Annotated in this window: 15 protein-coding genes and 1 tRNA gene; 10 read left to right on the forward strand and 6 right to left on the reverse strand. The window is 62.4% G+C overall.

Going from position 1 to position 18,560, the window contains the following annotated elements; all coding sequences use genetic code 11:
• Window positions 1-227 precede the first annotated feature (227 nt).
• The 5 genes from CTEST_RS12025 to CTEST_RS12045 all read left to right on the forward strand — a co-directional run bounded on the left by CTEST_RS12025 (window position 228) and on the right by CTEST_RS12045 (window position 6,398).
• Complete coding sequence (locus tag CTEST_RS12025) at window positions 228-1,607, forward strand: FAD-dependent oxidoreductase (RefSeq protein ID WP_047253940.1); 1,380 nt, start codon at window positions 228-230, stop codon at window positions 1,605-1,607.
• Between the two features lie 104 nt (window positions 1,608-1,711).
• Entirely contained in the window at window positions 1,712-2,197 is a 486-nt protein-coding gene (locus CTEST_RS12030) for a hypothetical protein (RefSeq protein WP_047253941.1), read from the forward strand.
• Between the two features lie 38 nt (window positions 2,198-2,235).
• Window positions 2,236-2,646, forward strand: coding sequence for a hypothetical protein (locus CTEST_RS13155; protein ID WP_052844396.1), 411 nt, complete (start codon window positions 2,236-2,238; stop codon window positions 2,644-2,646).
• 66 nt (window positions 2,647-2,712) lie between these two features.
• Window positions 2,713-4,446: an ABC transporter ATP-binding protein gene (locus CTEST_RS12040; RefSeq protein WP_047253942.1), complete on the forward strand. Its 1,734-nt coding sequence runs from the start codon at window positions 2,713-2,715 to the stop codon at window positions 4,444-4,446.
• A complete protein-coding gene (locus CTEST_RS12045) occupies window positions 4,443-6,398 on the forward strand; it encodes an ABC transporter ATP-binding protein (protein ID WP_047253943.1) in 1,956 nt (651 codons plus the stop codon). Before CTEST_RS12040 ends, CTEST_RS12045 begins: the two co-directional genes overlap by 4 nt.
• A 12-nt stretch (window positions 6,399-6,410) precedes the next feature.
• On the opposite strand, the gene CTEST_RS12050 is transcribed toward CTEST_RS12045, so the two are convergent.
• Window positions 6,411-6,836 (reverse strand): pyrimidine dimer DNA glycosylase/endonuclease V, encoded by a 426-nt coding sequence (locus CTEST_RS12050; RefSeq protein ID WP_047253944.1) that lies wholly within the window; start codon window positions 6,834-6,836, stop codon window positions 6,411-6,413.
• 818 nt (window positions 6,837-7,654) lie between these two features.
• Here CTEST_RS12050 and CTEST_RS12055 point away from each other — a divergent pair.
• The 4 genes from CTEST_RS12055 to CTEST_RS12070 all read left to right on the forward strand — a co-directional run bounded on the left by CTEST_RS12055 (window position 7,655) and on the right by CTEST_RS12070 (window position 13,758).
• The gene (locus tag CTEST_RS12055; protein ID WP_047253945.1) at window positions 7,655-10,501 is read left to right on the forward strand and encodes a (Fe-S)-binding protein; all 2,847 of its coding nucleotides are present in this window, start codon (window positions 7,655-7,657) and stop codon (window positions 10,499-10,501) included.
• 77 nt (window positions 10,502-10,578) lie between these two features.
• Window positions 10,579-11,220 (forward strand): DUF1707 SHOCT-like domain-containing protein, encoded by a 642-nt coding sequence (locus CTEST_RS12060; RefSeq protein ID WP_236686095.1) that lies wholly within the window; start codon window positions 10,579-10,581, stop codon window positions 11,218-11,220.
• 46 nt (window positions 11,221-11,266) lie between these two features.
• Window positions 11,267-12,523, forward strand: a complete 1,257-nt coding sequence (locus tag CTEST_RS12065) for a pyridoxal phosphate-dependent aminotransferase (protein WP_376701804.1) — start codon at window positions 11,267-11,269, stop codon at window positions 12,521-12,523.
• 11 nt (window positions 12,524-12,534) lie between these two features.
• Window positions 12,535-13,758 (forward strand): YibE/F family protein, encoded by a 1,224-nt coding sequence (locus CTEST_RS12070; RefSeq protein ID WP_047253947.1) that lies wholly within the window; start codon window positions 12,535-12,537, stop codon window positions 13,756-13,758.
• Here CTEST_RS12070 and CTEST_RS12075 read toward each other — a convergent pair.
• Together CTEST_RS12075 and dcd are read right to left on the reverse strand one after the other, a co-directional pair.
• Entirely contained in the window at window positions 13,755-15,077 is a 1,323-nt protein-coding gene (locus tag CTEST_RS12075; RefSeq protein WP_047253948.1) for a UDP-glucose dehydrogenase family protein, read from the reverse strand. The two genes, CTEST_RS12070 and CTEST_RS12075, sit on opposite strands and share 4 nt — an antisense overlap.
• A 58-nt stretch (window positions 15,078-15,135) precedes the next feature.
• Entirely contained in the window at window positions 15,136-15,699 is a 564-nt protein-coding gene (gene dcd, locus CTEST_RS12080) for a dCTP deaminase (protein ID WP_047253949.1), read from the reverse strand.
• Window positions 15,700-15,791: 92 nt separating this feature from the next.
• Here dcd and CTEST_RS12085 point away from each other — a divergent pair.
• Window positions 15,792-15,865 (forward strand) — tRNA-Gly (locus CTEST_RS12085).
• Between the two features lie 25 nt (window positions 15,866-15,890).
• Here the strand turns inward: CTEST_RS12085 and CTEST_RS13160 are convergent.
• The 3 genes from CTEST_RS13160 to CTEST_RS12100 form a co-directional block, all read right to left on the reverse strand.
• A complete protein-coding gene (locus CTEST_RS13160) occupies window positions 15,891-16,328 on the reverse strand; it encodes a hypothetical protein (protein ID WP_144413285.1) in 438 nt (145 codons plus the stop codon).
• Window positions 16,329-16,381: 53 nt separating this feature from the next.
• Window positions 16,382-16,723, reverse strand: coding sequence for a DUF2200 domain-containing protein (locus tag CTEST_RS12095; protein WP_047253950.1), 342 nt, complete (start codon window positions 16,721-16,723; stop codon window positions 16,382-16,384).
• 91 nt (window positions 16,724-16,814) lie between these two features.
• Entirely contained in the window at window positions 16,815-18,521 is a 1,707-nt protein-coding gene (locus CTEST_RS12100) for a VanW family protein (protein WP_047253951.1), read from the reverse strand.
• Window positions 18,522-18,560: the final 39 nt, after the last annotated feature.

The following is an 18,560-nucleotide window of genomic DNA, read 5'->3' on the forward strand; positions in this document are numbered from 1 at the left end:
TGGCTTCGTGGGTAATGTTCGGGATTGGCTGCGTAATTGCGGCGTTGAACAGGGATTATGCTCCGGTTGGGACGATGGACAAAGTAGACCGATCAGTCTTTAAATATTCTAGAAGTTCTGAATTTAACTGCTGTTTTCCTTTACCTGACGTGGCCGTCGCGCTAATTTGGCAGACCATGCGGTCTATCAATGGAGCGCCAGTCAACTTCAAGGAGAACCCTGACACCATGAGCCATCTCAACGTTGCCGTCATCGGAGCCGGACCCGCCGGCATCTACGCGTCCGACCTCCTCGTGCGAAACAGCGAGCACGAGGTCCACGTCGATCTCTTCGAGCAGATGCCCGCACCGTTCGGACTCATCCGCTACGGCGTCGCACCGGACCATCCGCGCATCAAGGGCATCATCACCTCGCTCCACAAAGTGCTGGACAAGCCGGAGATCCGCTTGCTGGGCAACGTCACCATCGGCACGGACATCACCATCGAGGAGCTGCGCGAGTATTACGATGCCGTTGTCATTGCCACCGGCGCCGTCCGCGATCGCCCCCTCACCATCCCGGGCATCGACGCCGCCGGGTCCTTCGGCGCCGCCGATCTCGTTGGCTTCTATGACGGCAACCCACGGTTCAGCCGCGACTGGGACCTCTCGGCCGAGCAGGTCGCGGTCATCGGGGTGGGCAACGTCGGGCTCGATGCAGCCCGCGTCCTCGCCAAGACTGCCGACGAGCTGTTGGTCACCGAGATCGCCGACAACGTCTACGAGTCTCTCTCCCGCAACGCCGCCACGGAGGTGCACATCTTCGGCCGACGCGGCCCGGCCCAAGCGAAGTTCACCCCGCAGGAGCTCAAGGAGCTCGACCACTCCCCCACCATCAACGTCGTCGTGGACCCCGAGGATATTGACTATGACGCCGCCTCCGAGGAAGCCCGCCGCGCCTCGAAGTCGCAGGACCTGGTGTGCACCATCCTCGAGCAGTATGCGATCCGCGAGCCCAAGGACGCCCCGCACACCCTGCAGATCCACCTCTTCGAGTCGCCGGTGGAGATCCTTCAGCACGACGGACGAGTGGTGGGACTTCGCACCGAACGGACCGAACTTGACGGCACCGGCAATGTTCGGGGCACTGGATCTTTCACCGACTGGCCTGTCCAGGCCGTCTACCGAGCCGTCGGCTACGAGTCCGACCCGCTCCCCGGCCTTCCCTTCGACCCGGAAGCGGCCGTCATTCCCAATGATGGCGGGCACATTCTCCACAGCCCGGGCGGCTCCCCCGTACCGGGGCTGTACGCGACGGGCTGGATCAAGCGCGGTCCCATCGGCCTCATTGGCAATACCAAGTCGGATGCCAAGCAGACCACGGACATGCTCCTCGCCGATGCCACCGCCGGCCAGCTCACTGCACCGGCACACGCTGAACACAACGCGATCATCGAGCTGCTGGATTCGCGCGGCGTGGACTACACGACGTGGGAGGGGTGGTACCAGCTTGATGCCGCCGAGCGCGCCCTCGGCGAGAGCTCCGGGGTGCCCGGGCGCGAGCGTAAGAAGATCGTCGAGTGGGAGGACATGGTCTCCCATGCCCGCGCCACCAAGGTCACCGTCTAGACCGACTTGTTCACTGGAAACGAATAAAACCTTTACATCACCCTCGTGCGCTGCTAGTTTTAGCAGACAGTACAGTCTACTCATCCACGAAAGGGCTCACGCTCATGTCCCAGAACTCCTCCCCCGCACTGCGCGTAGCTGTCGTCGGCGACGGAGCAATGGGCATGTGCGCCGCACAAGAACTGCTCAACCATGAGCACTTCCACATCGCCGTGGATCTCATTGCGCAGACTCCCGCCCCCTTCGGGCTGCTCAGCTCCGCCGACCACAGCGCAACCCATGCCACCGCTCCCCTGCGGCTGCTCGGCAACGTCCGCATCGGCATCGACCTCGTCGCCGAGGACCTGCGCGAGTTCTATGACGCCATCATTTTCGCCTCCGGCGCCCCGCAGGACCGCGATACCGACGCACTCCTGGCCGCCGCGGCGGCGGGCGACCTGGCGCCACGGACGCAGGGCGGGCGTGACGCGGTCGTCGATAAGCTCTTGTCCCTGCACATCCCCGTGACCACCTGGGAGGGCTGGGTGGCCGCCGACGTGGATTGGGCGGGCACCGCCGAACGGGCGCGCAAGGTCCCCACCTGCATCTAGATTGACGTATCCTCTAGGTACCTGAAGGGATGAGACCGATGCGCACGATAGGAATTGCCCTCGTAGCGCTCAGCGTGCTGGTCGGCTGCAGCGCAGAACCCCCGGCACCCACTGCGCCAGCGGCGACGGCGCCACTTCCCTATGAACCGGTCGGCTCCAAAGTCACTCTTTTGGGCGAGCCCGCCACCATCTGCATTCACGGCGACGGCTGGGGTACCAACATCTGGGCCGGCAATGCGAATACCAGCTGCGAGTTCGTTATCGCGGTCCACGAAGAGCTCATCACCGGACTCAACGCCACGAATGACACCGTCCGTGCCAACCTTCGGGAGAGCATCGCGGTGACCAGCCCGGTGACCGGCCACGAGTATGACTTGCATTGCGCGCCGGTGGACGAGGAGATCATCAGCTGCACCGGCGGCGAGGGGGCCGCAGTCTATTTCTATTAAATGTCTGTACTCGGGTCTAGAGTGAGGTGACTTAAGCTTTTCCACACAGCATGAAAGAGAACCCCTGTGGAACTAGTCCGTTTACTTTTTTCTCACTCGAAACCCTATGCAGGGTATGTCGTGGCCTTGGTCATCCTGCAGACGGTGTCGACGCTGGCCACCCTGTATCTGCCCTCCCTCAACGCTGAGATCATTGACGGCGGCGTGGCACAGGGCAACGTTCCATATATTTGGGATCGCGGCGCGATCATGCTGGTGGTGGCGTTCGTGCAGGTCATTGCCGCCGTCATCGCCGTGTGGTTTGGCGCCCGCACCGCGATGGGCCTCGGCCGAGATGTCCGCCGCGACATTTTCCGCCGCGTATCGGGCTACTCCGCCGAAGACCTGGGCCACTTCGACAGCGCAACGTTGATCACTCGTAACACCAACGATGTGCAGCAGGTGCAGATGGCGTACCTCATGATCCTCAACTTCATGGTCGCGATGCCGATCATGTGCATCGGCGGCATCATCATGGCCATGCGCGAGGATGCCGGTCTGTCGTGGCTGGTGTGGGTCTCGGTGCTCGTGCTCGCGGTCGTGGTGGTCGCGCTCATTGGCCGCCTCGTGCCGTTGTTCACCGGCATGCAAAAGCGCATCGACCGGATCATTGCCATCATGCGCGAGCAGATCAACGGCATCCGCGTCATCCGCGCCTTCACCCGCGAGGACTTCGAGGCAAAGCGTTTCGACGACGCCAATCGCGACATCACGGATCTCTCCGTCCGCATCGGTCGGCTCTTCGTGCTCATGGGGCCGATCATCACGCTCATCCTCAACGTCTCCACCGGCGCGGTCCTGTGGTTCGGCGGTCACCGCGTCAACGAGGGCCTGGTCGAAGTCGGTTCGCTCACCGCCTTCCTGCAGTACCTCCTGCAGATCCTCGTCGCCGTCATGATGGGCACGTTCATGGCGATGATGCTGCCCCGCGCCATTATCTGCGCCCGCCGCATCGACGAAGTGCTCAGCTACGAATCATCGATCGACGAGCCGGTGGACCCGGTCGAGCCCGCCTACCTGCGCGGCGATGTCGAACTCCGCGACGTCTCCTTCACCTACCCCGGCGCCGACAAACCCGTCCTCGACGGCATCTCCTTCACCGCCCGCCCCGGCGAAGTCACCGCTATCATCGGTGCCACCGGCTCCGGCAAGACGACCCTGCTCAATCTCATTCCGCGGCTGCACCGCGCCACCTCGGGTTCTGTGCTTATCGACGCCGTCGAGGTCACCGACCTCTCCCGCGCCTCCCTGGTCGAGCGGGTGTCCATGGTCCCCCAAAAGCCCTACCTCTTCTCCGGGACGGTGGCCAGCAACCTGCGGCTCGGCGCCCCCGACGCCACCGACGATGAACTGTGGGAGGCGCTCGACACCGCCCAGGCCGCCTTCGTCCGCGAGCACGAGCTCGGCCTGGCCATGCCCATTTCCCAGGGCGGCACCAACGTCTCCGGCGGGCAGCGCCAGCGACTGTGCATCGCCCGCACCCTCGTGGCCAACCCGAAGGTCTACCTCTTCGACGATTCTTTCTCCGCCCTCGACCTCATTACTGACGCCAACCTCCGCGAAGCACTTGTCCCGCGTATGAAGGACGCCACGATGATCGTCGTGGCCCAGCGGGTGGCTTCCATCGAACACGCCGACCAGATCCTCGTCATGGAGGCCGGGCGCATCGTCGCCCGAGGCACCCATGGTGAACTGCTCGACAGCTCACCCACCTACCGAGAAATCGTCGAATCCCAGATCAGCCCGGAGGTCGCGCCATGAGCACCGAACCACAATTGACCGACCAGGAGATCCTGGAACTCGAGGACAAAGTCGGCAACTCTGAATGGGGTGACGCCCCTCCCCGCCAGGCCAAGCAGTTCTGGCCCTCGGCCCTGCGCCTCATCGGGTTGCTCTCTCCCCACCGCTTCGCGCTGGCCGTCGTGTTCTTCCTCGTCATCATCTGCGTCGTCCTCGCTGTGTGGGCACCGAAGGTCATGGGCCAGGCGATGGACGTCATCTTCGGCGGCGTCATCTCCGCTCAGCTTCCCGCCGGGGCCACCCAGGAAGAAGTTATCGCCGGGTTGCGCGCCGCGGGCCAGAACACGTTTGCCGATATGGCCTCCGCCATGACGCTCACCCCTGGCAGCGGCATCGACTTCGATCGCCTGGGCATGCTCATCATCGCCGTCATCGCGATGTACAGCGGCTCGTCCCTCTTCATGTGGTTCCAGGGGCGCATTCTCAATGACCTGGTGATGAAGGTTGTCTACGGCCTCCGCACCGATGTCGAAAACAAAATCAATTCCCTCCCCTTGAGCTACTTCGACTCGCGCCAGCGCGGAGACATCCTCTCCCGCACCACCAACGACGTGGACAACATCCAGCAGGCCCTGCAGCAAGCGCTGTCGCAGTTGTTCTACTCCGTGCTCATGATCATTGGCATCATCATCATGATGTTCTCGGTGTCCTGGCAGCTCGCCCTGCTCGCACTTCTCTCCCTGCCGCTAACCGGGCTGGTCATCGCCGTGATTGGCACCCGCTCCCAAAAGCACTTTGCCACCCAATGGAAGGCCACCGGCCACCTCAACGGCCACGTCGAGGAAGCATTCTCCGGCCACGACATCGTGCAAATCTTCGGCCGCAGCGAAGTCATGGTCGAAGAATTCGACGAGCGCAACCGCAACCTCTACACCTCCGCCGCCTCCGCCCAGTTCCTCTCCGGCACGATGATGCCGATCATGCAGTTCATCTCCTACCTGTCCTACGTCGGTATCGCCGTCGTCGGCGGCCTCCGCGTCGCCCAAGGTCAGATGACGCTTGGCGATGCCACCGCCTTCATCCAATACTCCCGCGAATTCAACCAGCCCCTCGGCCAGGTCGCCGGCATGCTGCAGATGGTCCAATCCGGCGTCGCCTCCGCCGAGCGCGTCTTCGAGCTTCTCGACGCCCCCTCCCAAACCCCCGACGATTCGTCACCGGTGCCCGCGGAACAGGCCCGCGGCCGCGTCGAATTCCGCGATGTCACCTTCAGCTACAAAAAGGACGAACCACTCATCCGCGACCTCAATCTGCAGGTCGAACCTGGCCAGACCGTTGCCATCGTCGGCCCCACCGGCGCCGGAAAAACCACCCTGGTCAACCTCATCATGCGCTTCTACGAACTCGACTCCGGTGAGATCCTGCTTGATGATGTCGACATAGCCACCATGTCCCGACACGCCCTCCGCTCCCAAACCGGCATGGTCCTCCAAGACGCCATCCTTTTTGAGGGCACCATCATGGACAACATCCGCTACGGCCGCCTCGACGCCACCGACGACGAGGTCATCGCCGCCGCCACTGCCACCTACGTCGACCGCTTCGTCCACGCCCTCCCCGACGGCTACGACACCGTCATCGACCAGGACAGCGGCTCCCTCTCCGCCGGCGAACGCCAGCTCATCACCATCGCACGCGCCTTCCTCGCCCAACCAGCCCTGCTCATCCTCGACGAAGCCACCTCCTCCGTGGACACCCGCACCGAGGTGCTCGTCCAACGCGCCATGAACGCCCTGCGCACCGACCGCACCTCCTTCGTCATCGCCCACCGCCTCTCCACCATCCGCGACGCCGACCTCACCCTCGTCATGGAAGCAGGACGCATCGTCGAACAAGGCACCCACCAGCAGCTCATCGACGCCGAAGGTGCCTACTACCGCCTCCACCAATCGCAATTCTCGGAGGACGACTAGAGGTTCCTGGCGCTAGGGGCGCTCCCAGCTCGCGACCCCACCGACGACCACCCGGAACAACGGATGCGGATCCAGCGCTCCCTCCGGGAGGTCATCAGCCCGCTCGGGATCACGCACGGTGAGCTTGGTCAGAAGATGACCCCGCTCAAAAACCATCTGGCCGTCAGTGACATCGATGATCTCGGCCGGCCCCGGATGGACAATCTTCGAACCGTCAAAGTTATAACCCCGGCTCACCGCCTCCGCGTGAATACCCTGCAGATAAACCCCAATCGCCGCCAGCGGATCTTGGTGCGCCCGAAAGCGCTCCAACTGCGGATGATTCGTATACCCCTTGGTCAGCCCCTGCAAAACCTTCTGCGCTAGCAACGTCTCCCGCCAACAAGCGACCAGACCTTTCTGATCAAGATACCGAGGGTGCACAGACCAAATACGCATGCAGTGAGACTACCCGGATATCGCTATGGCCTTATGCATCGAGGTTGCGGGCGGGTGCTGGGACCAGCATTTCGTCTAGAGCTCGCTGTGGCAGGCTCGGGTTAGATAGCAAAATACGTGTCCGCCTTCCTCAATAACCACAGTTCACCACCCTTGAACGCTGGAAAACTTGCTCTCCTGCATCCATTCCTCGCATCTTCCACTCAATCGCACCAACAGCGTTCTAGGAGCAGCTCGGCGACTATCTTGACCGCAGTAGGGGCCCGAGTCTCCTCACCATGGCATCCAGCAAGAACGGGTCAGCCGCTGATCCCACCCCGAATTTCTCCACCTAGCCTCAAAAGTACGATATGACTTCACCAGTTAATCGAGTGGCCGAATCCCGCCACTCGATTAATGGGTCTACTCGAATTGCCCTTTTAGCGCCCGCTCCCACTTGCCTCGTGCGACACGCCGCAAAGACACACTTTTTGTCCCTTAACCCAAAAAATCCCCGCTGACGCGGGGAACAGCAGACTCGGCAGCATTTCATGCGCTCAGTCTGGGCTCACCCCCGCTGACGCGGGGAACAGACTCGATGACCTCGACTTTCACTAACCCAAGCCACCGTGCGAGTTCGACTTTATCACCGGATAGCGGCTTGCGGGAGGGCCCAGCGGCAATCCTCTCAGGTGACGATATTCGTCAGGAACCACTTAGCTCCTAACCCTCACCTGTGCTCGCCCATCCATGAATGGATCCCCGCCGACCATTGTCTCTGTGTCCGCCCCTACCTCTATGCTGAACCTGTCAAGGGGCAGTGAAAGAAGGGCGCGAAGATGATTTTGGCAGATCAAGCCATGTCGACAGCAACGACCGTGCTAGGAATCATCGGCATCGGACTCGCTGTCCCCGCATTCCTCTATTTCCTCACCGCCGCATATCGGATGCTGCGCTACGTCCGCCAGGGCCAGCCCCTGCCCCCGGGCACTCGCACCAATGATCCCGCACGGCGCGTCGCGCAGGTCATCATCGAGGTTTTCGGACACACCCATTTCAAGGGGCGCCCGGTAGTCAACGTCGCGCACTGGCTCGTCATGGTCGGATTCCTCATCGGCATCCTCGTGTGGTTCGAAGCCTTCATCCAGACCTTCAACCCCGCCGGTGGCTGGCCGCTCCTGTCCGAGTGGCCGGTCTACCATTTCGTCGAGGAGGTCCTGGCCGTTGGGACCGTGGTCGGCATTGTGGCACTGATCATCATCCGAATCCGCCAGGGCACGACCAGCCGTGCTTCGCGTTTCTTCGAATCCAACGCCACTGCGGCCCGCGCGATTGAGACCATTGTCTTCGTGGAGGGGCTTGGCATGCTGCTGGTCAAGGCCACCAAAATCGCCACCTATGGCGGAGGGTCCCCATGGGCGGATTTCCTCTCCATCCACCTCGCCACCCTGCTCCCGGCTTCCCCGGTACTCGTGTCTGCCATGGCGCTCATCAAGCTGTTGGCGGGCATGGTCTTCCTCATCCTCATGGGCTACCACCTGACCTGGGGTGTCGGCTGGCACCGCTTCCTCGCGCCCGTCAATATCTTCTTCCAGCGCAATTCTGACGGCCACAAGGCCCTCGGCGCACTCAAGCCCATGACGTCCGGTACGAAGGTTCTCACCCTCGACAATGTCGAGGATGAGGACACCCTCGGTGTCGGCACGGCGGCCGATGCTTCGTGGAAGATGCTTCTCGACGCCGCCACCTGCACCGACTGCGGCCGCTGCCAGGACCTCTGCCCCGCGTGGAACACCGGGAAACCGCTCAACCCTAAGTTGTTGATGACGGGGCTGAGGGATGCGACCGTCGATAAGCATGCCAACCTTGATGTGCTGAGCATGACCGGCATCGTTCCCGACGATGTCCTGTGGTCCTGCACCAACTGTGGCGCGTGCGTCGATCAGTGCCCCGTCGACATTGAGCACCTCGATCACGTGGCTGACCTGCGCCGCTTCCGTGTCCTCGCGGAGTCTGATTTCCCGTCCGAGCTCACGGGCCTGTTCAAAAACCTCGAGACCAAGGGCAACCCCTGGGGCCGCAATAATTCCGAGCGCGCTTCCTGGGTCGATGCCGCTCGCCGTGACGGCCTCACCGTGCCCGTCATCGGCGACGACCTCGACGACTTCTCCGACACCGAGTACCTCTTCTGGGTCGGCTGCGCCGGAGCCTTCGACGACGCTGGTCAGCGCACCACCCGCGCCGTCATCGAGCTGCTGCAGACCGCAGGCGTGAAGTATGCGGTCCTCTCCACCGGCGAGACGTGCACCGGTGATCCCGCCCGCCGCGCCGGCAACGAATTCCTCTTCCAGATGCTCGCGACGGAGAACATCGCCACGCTCAACGAGACCTTCGACGGCGTACCCGCAGGTCAGCGCAAGATCATCACCACCTGCCCCCACTGCTTTAACACCATCCGCAATGAGTACCCCGACTTCGGCGGGCATTTCGACGTTTTCCACCACACCCAGCTGCTCAACCGCCTCGTGCGCGAGGGCCTGCTCACGCCCGTGCCGCGCACGCCGGACAATCGCCAGCCGATCACGTACCACGATCCTTGTTTCCTCGGCCGCCACAACCAGGTTTATGATCCGCCTCGCGAGCTCCTCGCCGGCACCGGTGTCGAGCTGCGCGAAATGGACAACAACCGCGCCGAAGCATTTTGCTGTGGTGCTGGCGGCGCACGGATGTTCATGGAAGAGACCATCGGCCAGCGCGTCAACGAGTTTCGCACCGAACAAGCCCTCGCGACCGGCGCCACCGAAATCGCTACCGGCTGCCCCTTCTGCAACACGATGTTCACCGGCGGCCTCAAAGCCCTCTCCCCTGAAGACCCCGGTTCCACACAGGTCAGGGACGTCGCAGTGATGCTGCGTGACTCCGTGCTTATCGACGGCGCCCTCCCTCCCGCACGCGAGCCCGCCTTCCTCGAGGCACCACGTCGGCATTCCCTGCCGATCAAACCCGCCCGGCCTATCGATACCTCTGAAAGCACTCCCGCCACACCCCCACGAGAGAACACGGAGCCTATGCAGGCAGCCGTTCCACCTGCGCAACCCAATGCGGTACCGGCACCTGGCGCTGCAGTGCCCCCGGGCCCCGGATCGGCTGTGCTGCCTGCACCTGGCGCTGCCGTACCCCCGGCCCCCGGGACTGCCGTGCCTCCGGCACCGGGTGTAGCAATGCCTCCAGCCCCGGGCGGAGCCGTACCTGCATCACCGGGTGTAGCCGTGCCGCCGGCCCCCGGCGGAACCGTGCCGCCAGCTCCGGGAAGTGCCGTGCCAATGGCACCCGGCACGTCCGTGCCGCCGGCATCACCAGGTGGAGCAGCGCCTCCAGCCCCAGGCGGAGCCGTACCGCCAGCTCCAGGTGCCGCTGTGCCTCCTGCACCAGAAACTTCGGCACCTCCATCTCCGGGCGCAGTTGTGCCTCCGGCACCAGGTGTAGCCGTGCCGCCAGCTCCTGGAAGTGCTGTGCCTACGGCACCCGGCACGTCCGTGCCTCCGGCATCACCAGGTGTAGCAATACCTCCAGCCCCGGGCGGAGCCGTGCCACCTGCCCCAGGAACTTCGGTACCTCCAGCGCCCGGCACAGCCGTACCTCCTGCCCCAGGACAAGCGGTACCGCCGGCCCCCAATGACGATTGAGTCCCACTGGCTAGCACCCCGAAAGATCAGGGGAAACCCGGAGGGACATGCTGGACAAGCTCAGTAGACTGGTCGTCGTGAACGGTAGTTATCAGTCTCAGGGTTTTAGCAACGGACGAGTCCGGCTTAGCGACGAAGAGCGTCAGTCTGCAATGGCGGCACTCGGGCGCGCGTTCTCAGAGGGCCGTTTGTCCATCGATGAATACGATGAGCGCTGCCAGGAGATCGCGGGCGCCCAGTTCCATGGGGAGCTGGAGCCGTTGTTTGTTGATTTGCCGCAGCACCGTCAGGCAACGTCGACGGCGATGAGCACGCTGTACAGTGCGCAGGAGATTGAGACCGCTTATCGGGAGGGGCGCCGGACTCGGTTTGGTGTTTTCGGGCTGACGACTGTGGGTGCAACGGCGGCGGCGATTGCTTTCGCTCCACTGACGTCGGGCGCGTCGACGTTGCTGTTTTTCCTCATTCCGGCTGTGTTCATCCTTCTTTATGTGATGAAGGTCGGTCCGGAATCGTGGCATATGCCGAGTGCGCGGGCCGTCGATAGGCAACGCATCCGGGAGTTGCGGACGATGGAGCAGCTGCGCGCGACGGAGTTGCGCCTGGCGGAGCAGGATCGATTGGCGGAGTTGCGGGCGGAGCGCAAGGTTCAGACGGCGGAGCTGACGAATAAGGCCATGGGTTTTGTGAACCGGACGTTGGAGAATCGTCGGAAATAGTGGTTCCTGCTTTCCACTGGCCACGCTGAGTGGCAACATGGTCTCCATGACCGAGAACGATTCGCCCCGCCCGCTTCGCCGCGCGCCCCGTATTCTTGACCAGTCGGACAAGATGAAGGACGTGCTCTACGAGATCCGTGGGCCGGTGGCGGCGGAGGCGGAGCGCCTGGAGCTGGATGGGCATCGTATCCTCAAGCTCAATACGGGCAACCCCGCTACCTTTGGTTTTGATGCTCCTGACGTCATCATGCGGGATATGATTGCTGCTTTGCCGACGTCGCAGGGGTATTCCACCTCGAAGGGAATTATTCCGGCTCGGCGTGCGATCGTCACCAGGTACGAACTCATTGAGGGTTTCCCGCATTTCGATGTTGATGATGTCTTCCTGGGCAATGGTGTCTCCGAGCTGATCACGATGACCACTCAGGCGTTGCTCAATGACGGCGATGAGGTTCTCATTCCCGCCCCGGATTATCCACTGTGGACGGCCGCCACGTCGTTGGCGGGTGGTAAGCCGGTGCATTACCTCTGCGATGAGGAGGATGATTGGAACCCGTCGATCGAGGACATCCGGGCTAAGGTCACTGAGCGCACCAAGGCCATCGTTATCATCAATCCGAATAACCCGACGGGTGCTGTTTACTCCCGCAAGGTGCTCATGGATATTGTCCAGATTGCCCGCGAGAACCAGCTGCTCATTCTCGCGGACGAGATCTACGACCGGATTCTTTATGATGACGCTGAGCACATCTCCATCGCGACCCTTGCTCCGGACCTTTTCACCATCACGTACAACGGTCTGTCCAAGGCCTATCGTGTTGCCGGTTATCGCGCGGGGTGGATGGTTCTCACGGGCCCGAAGGATCGGGCTCACGGTTTCATTGAGGGCCTGGAGCTGCTGGCCGGCACTCGCCTGTGCCCGAATGTCCCTGCGCAGCACGCGATCCAGGTGGCTTTGGGTGGTCGGCAGTCGATTTATGAGCTGACCCACGAGAACGGGCGTCTGTACACGCAGCGCAACATTGCTTGGGAAAAACTCAACGAGATTCCTGGTGTCAGCTGCGTCAAACCGATGGGCGCGCTGTATGCGTTCCCCCATCTGGACCCCAACGTCTATGAGATCCACGATGACGCGAAGCTCATGCTGGACATCTTGCGCGCCGAGAAGATTCTCCTGGTCCAGGGCACCGGCTTCAACTGGCCTACCCCGGACCATTTCCGGGTGGTGACGTTGCCGTGGGCATCGCAGCTGGAGAACGCCATCGAGCGGCTGGGTAACTTCCTCGTCAGCTACAAGCAGTAGCCTTAATCCGCGTGGGTCGCCACAGTACTACAGCCGAATCCGCTCCGAGGTCGATGTGGCGTTCCGCATTGCTACTCTTTCTCGGGTTGTCCATCATCGTCACAACACTTGGGGTGTGGTGGTTGTGGCCGTCGTCGGAGAGACCAGAGGTCTCTCCGCAGTTCGAGACGACGTTCAGCCTCAACCACACTCAGGTGCCCGGCACCGTCACGCTTGTCGACGCCGCCGTCTGTTCCTCACCCGACATCGGTCGCGCCTTCGAGGGCGCACCGCGGGCACCCCTCGGGCAAGTCACTGATCCTTGTCAGCGCTCCCTGGTCCGAATCGAATCGGGGGATAACGCTGGCAAGACCACGATGCTGGTGAACTATGGTTTACCCGGCGAGGCGGAACTGCACGAGGGCGCGAAGATTCTCCTCATCGAGGCTGCCGATGAGTCAGGTGAGCTGACGTATTCCTTCGGGGACTACCAACGCTCCACGCCTCTCATTGTGTGGGGCATCGTTATCGCGGTGACCATTGCTTTGTTCGCCGCCTGGCGAGGCATCCGCGCCCTCATCGGCCTGGCAATCACCCTCATCGGAATCACCATTTTCCTCATCCCGGGTCTCGTGCATGGTGGCCCCGCACTGCCTCTGGCCTTGGTGTCCGGTGCTGCCATCCTCATCATCGTGGTGCCGCTCGTGCATGGGCTCAATTGGAAATCGGCTTCGGCCTTGGGCGGCACGCTCATCGCCCTGGTCATCGCGGCGGGGCTAGCTGGCCTAGCCATCGACACTGCCCATCTGCGGGGCCTCGGCGCGGAAGACAACCTCAACATTTTGCTGTACTTGCCCGGGGTGTCCATCCTCGGCCTCATGTTGTGCGGTTTCGTCATCGGTGCGCTCGGCGTGCTCAACGACGTCACCATCTCGCAGGCCTCGACCGTCAATGAGCTCTCAGAGCTCGACCCCGATGCCTCGCCGTGGCGGCTGTTCCTCGGCGCGATGAAGGTGGGCCGTGACCACATTTCTTCCATGGTCTACACCCTGGTGCTCAGCTACACGGGCGCGGCGCTGCCGATGCTCTTGCTCATCAGCGTTGCCAACCGGCCACTAATGCAAACGTTGACCAGCGATATCGTCGCCACCGAGCTGCTTCGCTCCGGCATCGGCGCCTTGGCCCTCACCTTGGCTGTTCCCCTGACTACGCTCATCGCGGCCTGGACTGTCCCCGACCGCATCAAGCAGGACTAAAGGTTTCGCCCCAGCGCCTGAATATTCCACCCGGCGTCTTTCCACTCCTGCGGGGGCAAAACATTACGAGCATCAATGATGGTCCGCTCGTGGACCAGCTCCCCTGTGGCCACTGGATCAAGCTCGCGGAACTGCTTCCATTCCGTCGCGAGGACCACAATGTCTGCTTCCGACAACGCCTCCTCCAATGACTCCGAGTAGTTGAGTGTCGGGAAAACCTTGCGAGCATTGTCCATCGCCTCCGGGTCGTAGATGCTTACGTCTGCGCCGGCGAGGGAGAGCTGGCCCGCGACGGAAAGCGCCGGGGAATCCCGGACATCATCGGAGTTGGGTTTGAACGCCGCACCGAGGACGGTGACCCGCTTGCCCATCACGTTTCCCCCGGCCAATTGGCGGGTAAGCTGCAAGACCCGATCGCGGCGTCGCATGTTGATGGCATCAACCTCACGGAGGAAGGTCAACGCGTCATCGGCACCCAATTCACCCGCACGAGCCATGAACGCGCGAATGTCCTTGGGCAGGCAACCGCCGCCAAACCCCAAACCAGCACCGAGGAACTTGCGGCCAATGCGTTCGTCGTAGCCAATGGCATCCGCCAGCTGAGTGACATCACCACCGGAGGCCTCACACACCTCAGAAACGGCGTTGATGAACGAGATCTTCGTGGCCAGGAAGGCGTTAGCCGAAACCTTCACCAACTCAGCGGTAGGGAGATCGGTGACCAAAAACGGGGTGCCCTGGCCGATGGGAGCGGCGTACACCTCACGAGCAACCTCTTCCGCGCGGGTGTCCTTAGCGCGGACCCCCAACACGATGCGGTCCGGCGTGATGGTGTCCTTGACGGCGTATCCCTCGCGGAGAAATTCGGGGTTCCAGGCGATTTCGACGCTCGTTCCCGGACTGGCAAGACTATCAGCCAGTTCCTGCAGTTCCGCCGCCGTTCCGACGGGAACGGTCGACTTGCCGAAGATGAAGTGCTCACCCCGGAGTTGGGGAACCAGTGCTTCCACCGCACCACGGACATAGCGCAGATCCGCCGCGTAGGAGCCGCGTTTCTGGGGAGTTCCCACGCCAAGGAAATGCACATGAGCGAACTCCGCGGCCGCAGCATAGTCGGTGGAAAAGTCGAGGCGCCCGGCGTCGAGATTGCGGGCTAAGACCTCCGGTAAACCGGGCTCATAGAACGGGACCTTGCCCGACTTAAGGGTGTCGATCTTCGCGGTGTCCACATCCACGCCAAGAACCTCATGGCCCAACTCCGCCATGCAGGCCGCATGTGTTGCGCCAAGGTAGCCGGTACCAATCACAGTCATCCGCATAAGGAGGCATCCTACTTAAGCGACATGAACGTACCGTTACCTGCTGTTTTCTTAAACCTTAAGAGAAGTTCAAGTAAGCCTTTGACGGAGTCGGGCCACGCTGACCCTGGTACTTCGACCCCAGAGCACCGGCACCATAGGGAGTTTCCGCCGGAGAAGACATCTTAAACAAGGCGAGCTGCCCGACCTTCATCCCCGGCCACAGCACGATCGGCAGGTTGGCGACGTTGGAAAGCTCGAGGGTGATGTAGCCCGAGAAGCCCGGGTCAATAAACCCGGCGGTGGAGTGCGTGAGCAACCCCAGACGCCCGAGCGAGGACTTACCCTCAAGTCGCCCTGCGAGGTTGGCGGGGAGGGTGAACTTCTCCAGCGTGGAGGCCAGAACGAATTCGCCCGGGTGCAGCACGAATGGATCCCCCTCCTCCACCTCGACGAGGCTGGTCAGCTCATCTTGCTGAAGCTTCGGATCGATGTGGGTGTACTTGGAGTTGTTGAAGACTCGGAAGAATCTGTCCATGCACACATCGACGCTCGACGGCTGGACGTTCTCGGCGGCGAAAGGCTCGATGCCCAGCTCGCCAGAGCTGATGGCGGAACGGATGTCACGATCGGAAAGGAGCACGTCGTCAGTCTACGTCACAGAGGGAACCGGCCGTTTTGCTCCCCACACTCCACTGAGTGCTAAACTCATCCGGTAGCTCATCGTGAGCGAATGCCGGCGTAGTTTAGTGGTAGAACATCAGCTTCCCAAGCTGAGAGTGCGAGTTCGATTCTCGTCGCCGGCTCCACGGCAGACACGCAGCAACGAAGCGATTACTGCAGCACCCATCCCCCATCGGTTGTGCTCTGAAAGACGACGACGGGGTCAGAGATTTCCGGCGACCACGAGGAATCTGACGTGCACAGTCGCACCTGCGTTACTGGGAACTCCGATACCTCTAAAGTCTCAGAGTTCCATCGCACGATCGCGTTGAGATGATCCGCCCCTGAATAATCCGGCAGTCCTTCAGGTGCGATGCCGAGCGTGGACGCGGTCACCGCGGAAGGCATGTTCGGACACGCTAGGGCAAACTTCTCCCACTCATTCCCATAGACGTCCCGCAAGGAAACGACCGTGCGCCCTGCATTGCTGCCTTCCAGCTCGGCGAGCAATGGGTCCTCACTACTGCACGCGCTCACTAGGCACACGCCGACCGACAATCCGCCGACGATCAGCTTCTTCCTCACTCCGGTGTGAGGAGGAGCACCCACTGTCTTTCCTCTGCAATGCACAGACATGAACGGGAGTCTAGTGCAGGGGTGCGCTACCCGCGGAGAATCTTCTCCATCTTCTTTCCCTTGGCCAGCTCGTCGACGAGCTTGTCCATCCAGCGGATCTGCTGCATGAGGGGGTCCTCGATCTCTTCGACTCGCACGCCACACACGACGCCGGTGATCAATTCGGTGTGTGGATTCATCGCCGGGGCTTGGTCGAAGAAGTCCCGTAGATCTCCCTCGAAAGTGCGCAGCTGCGCACTGGAATAGCCCGTTAACCAGGTCAAAACCTCTTCCAGCTCGGCAACGGTTCGGTCCTTGCGTTCGACCTTGGCCACGTAGAGGGTGTAGATGTCGGAAAAGGGATAGGCGTAGACACGTTCGTTGGACATGGGTCTCCTCGTATCAAACTTTCGTACGCGCACGGTCATACTTTCGTACGCGCAGGATCAAACTTTCGCGCGCGCAGCTGCGCGCAAAGGCTTAGGAGCAGCGGACAATCGGCTGCGGGTCGTACACAGTGGTCTGGGTCTCGCGGGAGATTTCGCCGCCCGAGAGGTTGCGGATGATGCGGGTATCAGACGTGGTGAAGCCGGGGGCGCCACCGGAGGGAATGCAGTCCGAGCCGGAGACTCGTTGCTCTCGTGGCTGGGTAGGCGCCCAGCGTCCGCCGTTGACGGATTCGACGGTGACTGTCTTCACGCCGGACAACGTGACCGTGACATCGCCGCCACCAACGGAGGTATCGATGCGCACCGGGTAGTTGGAGTTGTTGCGGAACTTCAGGTCGATGGCGCCTTCGAAGACGGTGGCTTCACGTCCGGCGGGGTAGCGGGAGATGTAGTAGCTGTGGGCCGTGTGGGCCACATCTTCCATGCCGGCGAAGTACGCGGCGTTGTAGAGGGTGGTGGCGAACTGGCTGATACCACCGCCGACGGCTTCGCCGGCCCGGCCGTTGATGATGATGCCCGAATCCACGTACCCCTGAGCAGCACCGCGGGGGCCGGTGTAGCCGTTGAGGGAGAAGGTGTCGCCGGGGGCCACGATGGCGCCGTTGACCACGGACGCCACGCGGGAGATGTTGACGCCGGAGGAAGCGGAGTAGCCGGAGGTGGTGAAACTACCAACGGTCTCGTTGAAGGTGGCTACCTGGGCCATCTCGGTGGTGAAGGTGGCGGGATCGTCCTCGTACTCGGCTTCCCACGTGCGATTGGGCTCACTGGTGGAGAGGATGCGCTCGTTGAGTTCGCCGAGGGTGGTCTCCCAGTTGATCTTTTCGCCGTCGACGCTGGGGGTGACGGTGCGGGAGGAACCGGAGAAAGCAATCTGGGCGTTCTGCTTCTTCTTCTCGGTCTCGCCGAGCGCTTCCGTGAGGATTGCTTGGGCCACTTCGTGGTTGATGTCGGTGCGCAGGGCGCCGGCATCGGGGACGAAGGTGACCACCTCACCCATGCGGGCGGGCTCGATGACGCCGGTGACGTCGTTGCGGCCCTTGACGGAGATGGCAGAGGTCAGCGCGTCGGCGGCGTCGCCTTTAGCCGCCTTATCGACGTCGTCGGTATCGATCGCCGGGGGCGTAATCGCGGCCTCCGCCTCAACCCCGGAGGGGTTGAGCCACTCGGCGGTGACAACGGTGCGCAGTTGCGCACCGTCGACGGCCTGGCCGTTGATGGGATCGGTGACGTTGACGCGGGCGTCGATAAGCGAAACGGCACCATCGACAGGATCGCGGGTGAGTTGAGCCTGCACGTTCTCAAGCTGGGGGGCGAGCAGCGCTTCATCGGCATGAGAGACGATCGGTGCCTCGGAGCTGCCGCCGAACAGGCCGTTGAGCTTGACCAACGGGTTGGCGGACTCGGTGCCAATGTCTTCGACGGTCTGCTGCCAATCGATGACCATGCCGGCCTCGGCGGGGACGAAGCTGGTGGACATCTCGCCGGCGCGGACCTCGACGGCGCGGGTCGGGACGTCGCCAAGCTCGGTTTCCAGCACGCCACGCGCGGCCGCCGGTTCCATACCGCCAATCTCAATGCCGCCGACCGTGGTGCCACGAGGAATCTTCCCCTGGGTTAGCGCGTAATCGACACCGTAGGCAATGCCACCCACCGCGATGAGGCCGACGAGAACGCCCCCAACGATCCGGGTGGCTCGGCGGCTACCACCCTTGGCGTGGCTGTTTGACTTACTCACACGTCACACACTAACCGGCCCGCCGGTGAAATACATACT

This window comes from Corynebacterium testudinoris (assembly GCF_001021045.1).
Lineage (GTDB): Bacteria > Actinomycetota > Actinomycetes > Mycobacteriales > Mycobacteriaceae > Corynebacterium > Corynebacterium testudinoris.